An 11,390-nucleotide genomic window follows, 5' to 3' on the forward strand; every position below is an offset into this window, starting at 1 on the left:
CCCGCCGACGCGCACCAGGTGCGGCAGCCAGGCGAAGCGGTGCAGCTCGACCGCGAAGGCGCGGGTGGGGCTGGGCCGGTTCCAGGGATCGCCCCCGCGCCCGACCTCGAGCAGGGCGCCGGCGAAGCGGTAGCGGCCGGACAGCAGCAGGCGCGCGATCTGGGCGTCGCCGGGGCGGAAGTCGCGCGGCGCGACGGCGAAGCCCGCCGCCCTGGGGAAGGCCAGGGTCAGGCCGTAGCCGGGAACGCCGAAGCTCTCCACGGCGGCCTGGCGGGCGGCCACGCGGGCGGCCGCGGCGACCCACGGCAGATGCGGCAGGCGGATCGGGACGGGGCCGAGCAGCGGCTGGTCCGTCATGCCCCCGCCCGCAGCCTCAGGCGCCCTTCAAGGCGCGGATGTTGTCGGCGTAGACGCCCGGGCCGCCCTTGAACACGGCGGTGCCGGCCACGAGCGCGGTGGCGCCGGCCTCGACGCAGCGCTTGGCGGTGTCGACGTTGACCCCGCCGTCGACCTGCAGCACGGCCTTGGAGCCGGCCTTGTCCAGCATGGCGCGGATGCGTTCGATCTTGCGCAGCTGGGACGAGATGAAGCTCTGGCCGCCGAAGCCCGGATTGACCGACATCACAAGCACCAGGTCGACCTCTTCCATCACCTCGTGGACGATCTCCACGGGGGTGGCCGGGTTCAGCACGACGCCGGGCTTGGCGCCCAGCTCGCGGATGCGGCGGAGCGTGCGGTGCAGGTGCGGGCCGCTCTCCGGGTGCACGCTCATGTAGTCGGCCCCGGCGGCGCGGAAGGCCTCCAGGAACGGATCGACCGGCGCGATCATCAGGTGCACGTCGAACGGGATCTTGGCGTGCGGGCGCAGCGCCTTCACCACGTCCGGGCCGATGGTGATGTTGGGCACGAAGTGGCCGTCCATCACGTCGACGTGGACCCAGTCGGCCCCGGCCGCCTCGATCGCCGCCACTTCGGCGCCGAGCTTGGCGAAGTCGCTGGCCAGGATGGACGGGCAGATCAGGGGAGCGGACGCGGTCATGGTCCGGACTTACGTGTCCCGCGCGAACACGGCAAGGGCGACGGCGTGGGGAGCCTCCGCATCAACATTGATCAATTGCTGCCGTCATCCCGGCCGGACGCCCGCGCAGCGGGCGGGAGAGCCGGGACCCAGCAAGCTCGACGTCGACGCTGCGGAATAGCGCTGCAACACGCGCCGCGTTGCTGGGTCCCGGCTCTGCGCTGCGCTTCGCTCCGCTCCGGCCGGGATGACGGCGCTTATGATTTCCGCACCAGCCGCGCCACGAAGAAGCCGTCCAGGCCGCCGCGGTCGGGCCATTGCGAGGGCAGGATGCGCAGCCAGCCTTCCTTGGTCACCGCGTCTTCCGGCGCGCCGGCCTCGCCGGGAGCGCAGGGCTCGGTCGTGAAGTCCGGCCGTCGGCGCAGGAAGGCGATGATCTGGGCCTCGCCCTCCTCGCGCTCCATCGAGCAGACGCAATAGACCAGCCGCCCGCCCGGCTTCACCCGTTCGGCGGCGGCGTCCAGCAGGCGGTGCTGCACGTCGGCCAGCTTGGCGATGTCGGCCGGCTTGGTGCCCCACAGCACGTCGGGATTGCGCCGGAAGGTGCCGGTCGAGGTGCACGGCGCGTCCAGCAGGACGGCGTCGAAACTCCGCGCGTCCTCCCAGGTCTCGGCGTCGGCGGCGATGGCGTCGGCCTTCAGGCCGATACGCGCGAAGTTCTCGTTCAGCCGCTTCAGCCGGTTGGGCGAGCGGTCCAGGGCTGTGACCTCGGCCCCGGCCGCGGCCAGCTGCAGGGTCTTGCCGCCCGGCGCGGCGCAGAGGTCGAGCGCGGTCTGGCCCGGCTTGGCGTCCAGCAGGCGGGCCGGCACGGCGGCGGCGGCGTCCTGCACCCACCAGGCGCCCTCGGAGAAGCCCGGCCACTCGGCCAGGTCGCCCTTGCGGCGCACGCGCAGGCTCCCGCCCGGCAGCACCTCGGCCTCCAGCGCCTCGGCCCAGCGCGCGGCCTCGGCCGGATCGCGCAGGGTCAGGTCGGTCGGCGGCTCCTGCGGCACGGTCGTGGCGACCGCGCGCGCGGTCTCCTCGCCGAAGGCCGTGCTCCAGCGGGCGAAGATCCAGGACGGCAGCCAGGCGTCGGCGGCGATGCCCGGCGCGCCGTCGCGGGCCACGCCGCGCAGCACGGCGTTGACCAGGCCCTTGAACGGGCGGGTCGTGCCGTCGCGTTCAGCCAGCTTCACCGTGGTCGAGACCGCCGCGAAGTCCGGCACGTCCAGCGCCCACAGCTGGGCCACGCCGATGCGCAGCAGATCGCGCACCGCCGCCGGCGGCGGCTTCTGCATGCGCCCGTCCAGCGCCCGGTCGATGCCGCCCAGCCGGCGCAGGGTGGCCATGGCCAGGGCGCGGGCGAAGCCGCGGTCCTGCGGCGGCAGCTTGGCGAAGGCGGGATGCGACAGCGCCTCGTCCAGACCGCCCCGGCGCGCCAGGGCCGTGGAGATCAGGTCGAGGGCGGCGAGGCGCGCGGGGAGGCCGGGATCGGATTGGCCGGGATCGGGCTGGGTCGTCATTGGGCGCGCTTTTGCGCCGGTCTCCGCCCGTCGGCAAGGCCGGAACCGCCGGAGAGGGCGGGGGTTTGCTCCCCAGCCATGGGAGACAAGAGCATGGGAACTCAGGAACACCCGCACCGGGCGGGCATTGGCGCGGTGGCCGGCGCCGCCGCGGTCGGCCTGATCGCCGGCCTGGTCGCCGACCGCGGCCGCCGGACCCTGACGCAGGCGGCGGAAGGCCTGGCCGGCGACTGGGTCGACGTGCTGAAGGCCGAGCACCTGATGGTCTTCGAGCTGTTCGACCGGCTGGAGGCGACCGCCGCCAACGAGACCGGCAAGCGCACCCGCATGCTGATCAAGATCCGCCAGGCGATCACCAAGCACGCGGTGCAGGAAGAGAACGTGGTCTATCCGGCCCTGGCCCGCTCCGACCCCAGCGGCGAGGCCGCCAAACTGTTCGCCGAGCACGCCGACGTGAAGACCGCGCTCTACGAGCTGGAGGTCCTGGCCAAGGACGACCCGCAGTGGATGCCCAAGGCCCGTGCGCTTCGCCGCAATATCGAGGAGCACGCCCGCAAGGAGGAGGACGAGGTCTTCCCGGCCTTGCGCAACCGGTTGTCCGACGAGGACAGCGCCAAGCTGACCGCGCTGATGCTGAAGGAAGGGCAGCGGCTGGCCTAGACTTTCACGTTGCGTCATCCCGGCCGCAGCGCAGCGGAGAGCCGGGACCCAGCAAGCGGGGCGCTGGTTGCAGCGCGGTCCGAAGCGTTGATCTCGAGCCTGCTGGGTCCCGGATAAGCGCTTCGCGCTTTCCGGGATGACGAGCGGTTAAGCCAACTCCCCCAGGAACCGCAGGATCGCCGCCCTGGCCGCGGGTTCGGTCAGCATCGGCGCGTGGCCGACGTCGGGCACTTCGACATAGGCCATGTTCGACGCGTGCTGGCGCATCAGGGCCACGCCGTCCTGGTCCAGCAGGTCGGAAATCCCGCCGCGCACCAGCAGCATGGGCTTGCGGGCCAGGGCCATGAACACCGGCAGCATGTCGGGGGCCGGCTTGTCGGGGCTGGCGGCCTTGAAAGGCTCGGCGATGCGCGGGTCGTAGGCCAGCACCGGGCGCCCCTTCGGGCCGCGGTCGAACACCCGGTCGACGAACATCCGCCAGTCGCGGTCGCGGTTGTGCGGGAAGGCGGCGCCGTTGGTGCGCTTCACGTACTCGCGCGCGTCCTTCCAGTTGCGGATCTCCACCGGCTTGCCGGTGTAGGCCACGATCCGGGCCAGGCCGACCGGCGACAGCTGCGGGCCGACGTCGTTGATCACCGACCCGGCGATCAGCTCGGGCCGGCGAAGCGCCAGCATCATGCTGATCAGCCCGCCCATGCTGGTGCCGACGAACACCGCCTGGGACAGGCCCAGCTGGTCGAACAGGGCCCCGACATCGTCGGCGTAGGTCCCCGGATGATAGTTCATCGGCTCCGGGTCGCGGTCCGAGCGTCCGCGGCCGCGGACGTCGATGGCCAGGACCCGGCGGCCCGAGGCGGCCAGGTAGGGCGCGACCTCGCCGAAGTCGCGGCTGTTGCGGGTCAGGCCGTGGATGCAGACCACGGGCAGGCGGGCCGGGCCGGGACCGGCGGCGTAGTCGCGCGCGTACAGCTTCAGGCCGTCGGCCGAGGTCCACCAGCGATCCGTGAAGCCCGTCATCGCCCCGCTCCCGAGAAATTCAGCGCCTGATGAAGAGCCGCGCCGCGACCGGCGTCAAGCGCATGGGTGACCGACGTTCACGGAACATCTTGCGCGGCGCAGCGAAGCAGGCTCACAGTTCGCACCCGCAGCATCACGCGCGGGGGCGACAGTGGCGGGCGGACGAGTGTTCGGGGCGGGTCTCGCCCTAGGCGTGTGGGGACTGGCTCAGTCGGCGCAAGCCGCGGTCCCAATTCAGGTCCTCCGCCATCAGGTCCCTCTCGAGCTCGACCAGGCCGCGTCGTCCTGGGTGCTGACCTCGACCGCGCTGGTCCTGCTGATGACCCTGCCGGGCCTGGCCCTGTTCTACGGCGGCATGGTGCGGCGCAAGAACGTCCTGGCCACCGTCGCCCAGTCGGCCGCCTCGGCCGTGGTGGTCACCCTCCTGTGGTTCATGGCCGGCTATTCGCTGGCCTTCGGCAAGGCGGCGAGCCCCGGGCTCGACGCGGTGATCGGCGGCTTCCAGGCCCTGTTCCTGGACGGCGTGCGGGTCGACACCGCCCACAGCCTCGCCAAGGGCCTGCCGGAGTTCCTCTGGATCGCCTACCAGATGACCTTCGCCATCATCACCCCGGCCCTGATCGCCGGCGCCTTCGCCGAGCGGATGAAGTTCTCGGCCTTCCTGCTGTTCGTCACGCTCTGGCACCTGATCGTCTACGCGCCGGTCTGCCACTGGGTGTGGGGCGGCGGCTTCCTGGGAAGCGCCGGGGTGCTGGACTTCGCCGGCGGGGCGGTCGTGCACGTCAATTCCGGGGTGGCGGGCCTGGTCTGCGCCCTGGTGCTGGGCCCGCGCCGCGGCTTCGGGCGGGACAACCTGGCCCCGCACAACCTGGTGCTGACCATGATCGGGGCCAGCCTGCTGTGGGTCGGCTGGATCGGCTTCAACGCCGGCTCGGCCTGGGCGGCGGACGGCGTCGCCGCGGCGGCGCTGATCTCCACCCTGATCGCGGCGGCGGCCGGCGGCGTGGGCTGGACCGCGCTGGAATGGGTCGAGCGCAAGAAGCCGACCATGCTGGGCCTGGTGTCCGGCGCGGTGGCCGGCCTGGTGGCGATCACGCCCGCGGCCGGCTTCACCGACCCGAAGGGCGGCTTCTTCATCGGCCTGATCGGCGGGGCGGCCTGCTACGCCGGCGCGGTCTGGCTGAAGCGCAAACTGAAGTACGACGACAGCCTCGACGCCTTCGGCGTGCACGGAATCGGCGGCCTGGTCGGGGCGGTGCTGACGGGGTTGTTCGCCAACGCCGCCATCAACCCCGTGGCCGAGGGCGCCAGCGTGCTGAAACAGGCGTGGGGCCTGCTGGCCGTGATCGCCTGGAGCGGCGTGGCGACGTACGGGATCCTGTGGATCTGCAAGCTGACCACCGGCCTGCGCGTCGCCAAGGACGAGGAGATCGAGGGCCTCGACCTGACCCAGCACGGGGAAGCGCTGCACGACGCGTAGTTTCCTTCTCCCCTTGAGGGAGAAGGACGGAGCCCGCGCCCCGGAGCGTCAGCGGAGGGCTGCGCGGGAGGATGAGGGGTCGCGCGACCTGTAAGGGGTCGCTCCGGTTTACAAAGGCGAAGCGGATGAGGGCGGCGCGACCCCTCATCCTCCCGCCGGGACCTCCGCCCTTCGGGCTCCGGTCGGCGGGTCCCTCCTTCTCCCTCAAGGGGAGAAGGAGCTCTAAATCCGCCCCAGCCGCCCCGCGTGCTGGGTCGCCAGATGCAGCACCCACTCGTCGGGGATGACCTTCAGCACCGCGCTGATCGCCTTGTAGGGCGCGCCGGGGACGCTGATGGGCCGGTTAGCCTCCGCGGCCTCGTAGCCGGCGGCGGCGACCTCGTCGGCGCCCATCCACATCCACTCCGGATAGGCCTGGCTGACCTTGGCGCGCGAGCCGTTGACGTCGTGGAATTCGGAATAGGTGTAGCCGGGGCACAGCGCCGCCACGTGCACGCCGCGGTCGCGGGTCTCCAGGTGCAGGCCGGCCGACCACTTGATCATGTAGCTCTTGGTCGGGCCGTAGAGCGTGTCGCCGGGGCTGGCCGGCAGGAGGCCAGCCACCGAACAGACGTTGACGATGCGGCCGAACCGGTCGTCCAGCATGGCCGGCAGCACCCGGTGGGCCAGCTCGGTCGGGGCCATCAGCATGACCTGCAGCATGGCCCGGTGGTCGTCCCACGGCGTCTCCACGAAGCCGTTGGTCTTGCTGTAGCCGGCGTTGTTGACCAGGGCGTCGATCTTGCGGCCCTCCGCCGAGATCGCCTCCATCAGCTGTTCCGGCGCGGCCGGGTCCGACAGGTCGGCTGGGATGACCAGGGTCTCGACCCCGTAGCGCAGGCGGATCTCGTCGGCGAGCGCGGCCAGCCGCTCGGTCCGGCGCGCGGTCAGGGCCACGTCCCAGCCGCGCGCGGCGTAGGTGCGGGCGAACGCCGCCCCGATGCCGGCCGAAGCCCCGGTGATCAGACACAAGCGACGGGTCAAGATGCGGACTCCGCGAATGAAAACCGGGCCGGAGACGAGCACGGGCCGGGCCGGGGTTCAAGCGGTGAAGGTGTTCTAGATCTCCCCCCGAGCGAAGCGGTGGGGGGAGCAGGCGGCGCAAGCCGCCGTGGGGGGCTCCAGCCTGGCGCGCCGGGCGCCGCCTCTAGGGGCCGCCGTCGAGTCCGGCTGGAGCCCCCCATCGCCGTCCTGGCGGACGGCTCCTCCCCCCAAAAGGGGGGAGATCTTTTCGGTCCTATTCCGCCGCCACCGCGGCCGGGCATTCCTTCAGAAGGTCCGCCACGGTGATCTGGGCCAGGCGGGCGCCCGCGGCCTCGTCGGCCGCCTTGATGGCCGCTCCGACCGCGCGGGGGATGCTCTCGCCGACCGGGCAGCCCTTGGCCCCCGGGGGCGGGCAACCCAGCTGGGCGCAGCCGTGCACGGCGCGCAGAACCTGGTCCAGGGTGATGGTCTGCGGCTGGCGCAGCAGCCAGGCCCCGCCGTTGGCGCCGGGGCGGGTGGCGATCAGGCCGGCCTTGGCCAGCAGCGCGGTGACGCGACGCACCACCACCGGATTAGTCGGAACCGAGGCGGCCAGCACGGCGCTGGACACCGCCTGTTCGGCCGTGAACGCGCCCTTGTGGGCCAAATAGGCCAGGGCGTGCGCGGCGACGGGGAATCTCTGGCTGTCTGACATCGGTGTCGTTTTCCTGAGGTGGAACGTAAGACCGACGACCGGCGGTTTCAAAGCGCAAAGCGCCGCGCCGCGATTGTAAAGCGTTACGGCGCGATTGAACGACGCCGGGAAACGGCGTATGGGCGCGTCCGCAATCGAGATCGGGCCGCAAGTGGCTGGTCCCGGAGGGATTGAATGGCTGGGGACACCCCCGGCGCGAACGGCTCCTCCTCGAGCCCCGCGCCGACGCCCACGGGCGTTGAAGTTTCCAAACACGGCATGATGGGTCCCCACGCGCACGAGGGGGAGGGCTTCCTCGCGCTCGCCCTGGGCGCAGTCGGCGTCGTCTTCGGCGACATCGGCACCAGCCCGCTCTACGCCATGCGCGAGGCCCTGGCCCACTCCAAGGGCGGCGGCACGGCCGAGCTGGCGGTGCTGGGCGTGATCTCGCTGGTGTTCTGGGCGCTGATCCTGATCGTCACGGTCAAGTACGTGATGTTCCTGATGCGGGCCGACAACAAGGGCGAGGGCGGCACGCTGGCGCTGATGGCGCTGGCCCAGCACGCGCTGGGCAAACGCTCGACCTGGATCTTCTTCCTCGGCGTCTGCGGCGCGGCGCTGTTCTACGGCGACGGCATCATCACGCCCGCGGTCTCGGTGCTGTCGGCGGTCGAGGGCCTGAAGGACGCGCCGGGCCTGGGACGGGTGATGGCGCCGCTGGTGCTGCCGATCGCCGCCGTCATCCTGGTCGCCCTGTTCATGGTCCAGTCGAAGGGCACGGCCAGCGTGGCCAAGTTCTTCGGACCGATCATGGCCGCCTGGTTCCTGACCCTGGCGGGCCTGGGCGTCTACCACATCACCGACGACCTCTCGATCGTGCGCGCGCTCAGCCCGCACTACGGCGTGGCCTTCCTGATCGACAACGGCATGCTGGGCTTCGTGATCCTGGGCAGCGTCTTCCTGGCGGTGACCGGAGCCGAGGCGCTGTACGCCGACATGGGCCACTTCGGTAAGAAGCCGATCCGCGCCGCCTGGCTGTGGTTCGCCCTGCCGTGCCTGACCCTGAACTATCTGGGCCAGGGCGCCCTGGTGCTGTCGCACCCCGAGGCCCACAAGAACCCGTTCTTCTCGATGATCCCGGAGATCGCCTACTGGCCGGTGCTGATCCTGGCCGCGGCGGCCACCGTGATCGCCAGCCAGGCGGTCATCACCGGCGCCTTCTCCCTGACCCAGCAGGCGGTCCAGCTGGGCCTCCTGCCGCGCATCGACATCAAGCGCACCTCCGAGACCCAGGCCGGCCAGATCTTCGTGCCGCAGGTGAACACCTTCCTGATGGTCGGCGTGCTGATCCTGCTGGTGATGTTCCGCACCTCGTCCAACCTGGCCGCGGCCTACGGCATCGCGGTGACCGGGGCGATGTTCGTCGACACCCTGCTGGCCTTCGTCATCCTGCGCTACATGTGGAAGCGCCCGGTCTGGCAGGCCCTGGCCGTGGCGATCGGCTTCGGCGCGATCGACGTGGTGTTCATCAGCTCCAACCTGCTGAAGATCCCGCAGGGCGCGTGGATGCCGCTGGTGCTGGGCGGCGGCCTGGTGCTGATCATGTGGACCTGGTCGAAGGGCACCCAGATCCTGTTCGACAAGACCCGCCGCGACTCCATCCCGCTCAACGACCTGATCGAGATGCTGAAGGCGCGTCCGCCGCACCGCGCGCCGGGCACGGCCATCTTCCTGACCTCCGACCCGCAGGTCGCGCCGGTCGCCCTGATGCACAACCTCAAGCACAACAAGGTGCTGCACGAGAAGAACGTCATCCTGTCGGTGACGACCTCGGACGCGCCGCGGGTGCCGGAGGGCGAGCGCATCCAGATCGAGACGGTCAACGAGGACTTCAAGCGCGTGGTGCTGAACTACGGCTTCATGGAGACCCCGAACGTGCCCAAGGCACTGGGCCTGTGCCGCCGCCAGGGGCTGAAGTTCGACATCATGTCGACCTCGTTCTTCCTGGGCCGCCGCTCGGTGGTGCCGTCGGCGACGTCCGGCATGCCGCTGTGGCAGGACCACCTGTTCATCTACCTGATGCGCAACGCCGCCAACCCGACCGACTTCTTCCACATCCCGCCGGGACGCGTGGTCGAACTGGGCACGCAGGTGACGGTTTAGGCTCCTTCTCCCCTTGTGGGAGAAGGACGGAGCCCGCGCCCCGGAGCGCCAGCGGAGGGCTGCGCGGGAGGATGAGGGGTCGCGCCGCAGGACGAAGCTGAGAGGTCGCGAGACCCCTCATCCTCCCGTCCTAACCTGCGCCCTTCGGGCTCCGGTGGACGGGTCCCTCCTTCTCCCACAAGGGGAGAAGGAACACTGTCACGAATGGACTCTTGAACCTCGGGGGTATGGGCGCTAAGGGCGCGCGTCCTTTCTCCCCCAGTCGAGGCTCCTCCCCCCGATGTCCGACCGCGCCGTCAAGAAAGTCGTCCTCGCCTATTCCGGCGGGCTCGACACCTCGATCATCCTGAAGTGGCTGCAGACCGAATACGGCGCGGAGGTCGTGACCTTCACCGCCGACCTCGGCCAGGGCGAGGAGCTGGAGCCGGCGCGCAAGAAGGCCGAGCTGCTCGGCATCAAGCCGGAAAACATCTTCATCGAGGACCTGCGCGAGGAGTTCGTGCGGGACTACGTGTTCCCGATGTTCCGGGCCAACACGGTCTATGAGGGCCAGTACCTGCTGGGCACCTCCATCGCCCGCCCGCTGATCGCCAAGAAGCAGATCGAGATCGCCCGCAGGGTCGGCGCCGACGCCGTCTGTCACGGCGCCACCGGCAAGGGCAACGACCAGGTCCGCTTCGAGCTGGGCTACTACGCGCTGGAGCCCGACATCCACGTGATCGCGCCGTGGCGCGAGTGGGACTTCAAGTCGCGCGAGGCCCTGCTGGCCTTCGCCGAGAACCACCAGATCCCGATCTCCAAGGACAAGCGCGGCGAGGCCCCGTTCTCGGTCGACGCCAACCTGCTGCACTCCTCGTCCGAGGGTAAGGTGCTGGAAGACCCGGCCGTCGAGGCCCCGGAGTTCGTGCACCAGCGCACCATCTCGCCGGAAGCCGCGCCGGACACCCCGACCGTCTTCACCATGGACTTCGAGAAGGGCGATCCGGTCGCCATCGACGGCCACCGCCTGTCGCCGGCGCAACTGTTGACCAAGTTGAATCAACTGGGTCACGACAACGGCGTCGGCCGCCTCGACCTGGTCGAGAACCGCTTCGTGGGCATGAAGTCGCGCGGCGTCTACGAGACCCCGGGCGGCACCATCCTGCTGGCCGCCCACCGCGGCATCGAGAGCATCACGCTGGATCGTGGCGCGATGCACCTGAAGGACGAGCTGATGCCGAAGTACGCGTCGCTCGTTTACAACGGCTTCTGGTTCTCGCCGGAGCGCGAGATGCTGCAGGCCGCCATCGACCAGAGCCAGCAGCTGGTCACCGGCCGCGTCACGGTGAAGCTCTACAAGGGCAACGTCTCCATCATCGGCCGCGAGAGCCCGTTCAGCCTGTACGACCAGGACCTGGTCACCTTCGAGGAAGGCGCGGTCGCCTACGACCACCGCGACGCCGCCGGCTTCATCAAGCTGAACGCGCTGCGCCTGCGCGTCGCCGCCAAGCGCGACCGCAAGCTGGCCAACCCGGAGTAAGGCCTCACGCCGTGACCCCGGAGCCGCGCTCGCGGCTCCGGGGACCGGTCTCCCGCGGGTTACGCAAGCTTAAGGTGCCTCGCCGGTCCGGCGGGGTCATGCTGCGCAGCCGAGGGACAGGGAGACCTTCAATGCGCACCAATCAACTGGCTGCGGTCGTCGTCGCGACGGCCGCGCTCGTCGGGACGGCCGCCTTCGCCGCCCAGCCGCCGGCCCCGCCGGCTCCACCCGCACCGCCTGCACCGCCGGTCGCCGTTGCGGCCGCGCCCCTGGCG

General features: G+C 70.8%; 9 protein-coding genes and 1 pseudogene. 4 read left to right on the forward strand and 6 right to left on the reverse strand.

All coding sequences use genetic code 11. The features are described from left to right. From G3573_RS16230 to G3573_RS16240, 3 genes and pseudogenes are all read right to left on the reverse strand, one after another. Nucleotides 1-357: pseudogene (locus G3573_RS16230) on the reverse strand (heparinase); the annotation flags it as partial. A 16-nt stretch (nucleotides 358-373) separates the two neighbouring features. Beyond that, nucleotides 374-1,039, reverse strand: a complete 666-nt coding sequence (gene rpe, locus G3573_RS16235) for a ribulose-phosphate 3-epimerase (RefSeq protein ID WP_163262513.1) — start codon at nucleotides 1,037-1,039, stop codon at nucleotides 374-376. Between the two features lie 236 nt (nucleotides 1,040-1,275). Then, the gene (locus tag G3573_RS16240; protein WP_163262515.1) at nucleotides 1,276-2,580 is read right to left on the reverse strand and encodes an RsmB/NOP family class I SAM-dependent RNA methyltransferase; all 1,305 of its coding nucleotides are present in this window, start codon (nucleotides 2,578-2,580) and stop codon (nucleotides 1,276-1,278) included. Nucleotides 2,581-2,673: 93 nt separating this feature from the next. Here G3573_RS16240 and G3573_RS16245 point away from each other — a divergent pair, with 93 nt between their 5' ends. Continuing rightward, nucleotides 2,674-3,240 carry a hemerythrin domain-containing protein gene (locus tag G3573_RS16245; protein WP_163262517.1) on the forward strand — a complete coding sequence of 189 codons (567 nt, stop codon included), beginning with the start codon at nucleotides 2,674-2,676 and terminating at the stop codon, nucleotides 3,238-3,240. 147 nt (nucleotides 3,241-3,387) lie between these two features. Here G3573_RS16245 and G3573_RS16250 read toward each other — a convergent pair whose 3' ends face one another. Continuing rightward, nucleotides 3,388-4,257 (reverse strand): alpha/beta hydrolase, encoded by an 870-nt coding sequence (locus G3573_RS16250; RefSeq protein WP_163262519.1) that lies wholly within the window; start codon nucleotides 4,255-4,257, stop codon nucleotides 3,388-3,390. A 193-nt stretch (nucleotides 4,258-4,450) separates the two neighbouring features. On the opposite strand from G3573_RS16250, the gene G3573_RS16255 reads away from it, so the two are divergent. Further along, complete coding sequence (locus tag G3573_RS16255) at nucleotides 4,451-5,737, forward strand: ammonium transporter (protein ID WP_346427402.1); 1,287 nt, start codon at nucleotides 4,451-4,453, stop codon at nucleotides 5,735-5,737. Between the two features lie 222 nt (nucleotides 5,738-5,959). Here the strand turns inward: G3573_RS16255 and G3573_RS16260 are convergent, their stop codons facing one another. Both G3573_RS16260 and G3573_RS16265 read right to left on the reverse strand, forming a co-directional pair. Further along, nucleotides 5,960-6,760: an SDR family oxidoreductase gene (locus G3573_RS16260; RefSeq protein ID WP_163262523.1), complete on the reverse strand. Its 801-nt coding sequence runs from the start codon at nucleotides 6,758-6,760 to the stop codon at nucleotides 5,960-5,962. Nucleotides 6,761-7,013: 253 nt separating this feature from the next. Continuing rightward, nucleotides 7,014-7,454, reverse strand: coding sequence for an Rrf2 family transcriptional regulator (locus G3573_RS16265; protein WP_163262525.1), 441 nt, complete (start codon nucleotides 7,452-7,454; stop codon nucleotides 7,014-7,016). Between the two features lie 261 nt (nucleotides 7,455-7,715). On the opposite strand from G3573_RS16265, the gene G3573_RS16270 reads away from it, so the two are divergent. Next, nucleotides 7,716-9,596 (forward strand): potassium transporter Kup, encoded by a 1,881-nt coding sequence (locus tag G3573_RS16270; RefSeq protein ID WP_240454754.1) that lies wholly within the window; start codon nucleotides 7,716-7,718, stop codon nucleotides 9,594-9,596. A 280-nt stretch (nucleotides 9,597-9,876) separates the two neighbouring features. Beyond that, a complete protein-coding gene (locus G3573_RS16275; protein ID WP_163262528.1) occupies nucleotides 9,877-11,115 on the forward strand; it encodes an argininosuccinate synthase in 1,239 nt (412 codons plus the stop codon). Nucleotides 11,116-11,390: the final 275 nt, after the last annotated feature.

This window comes from Caulobacter sp. 17J65-9 (assembly GCF_010975005.1).
Classification (GTDB): Bacteria; Pseudomonadota; Alphaproteobacteria; order Caulobacterales; family Caulobacteraceae; genus 17J80-11.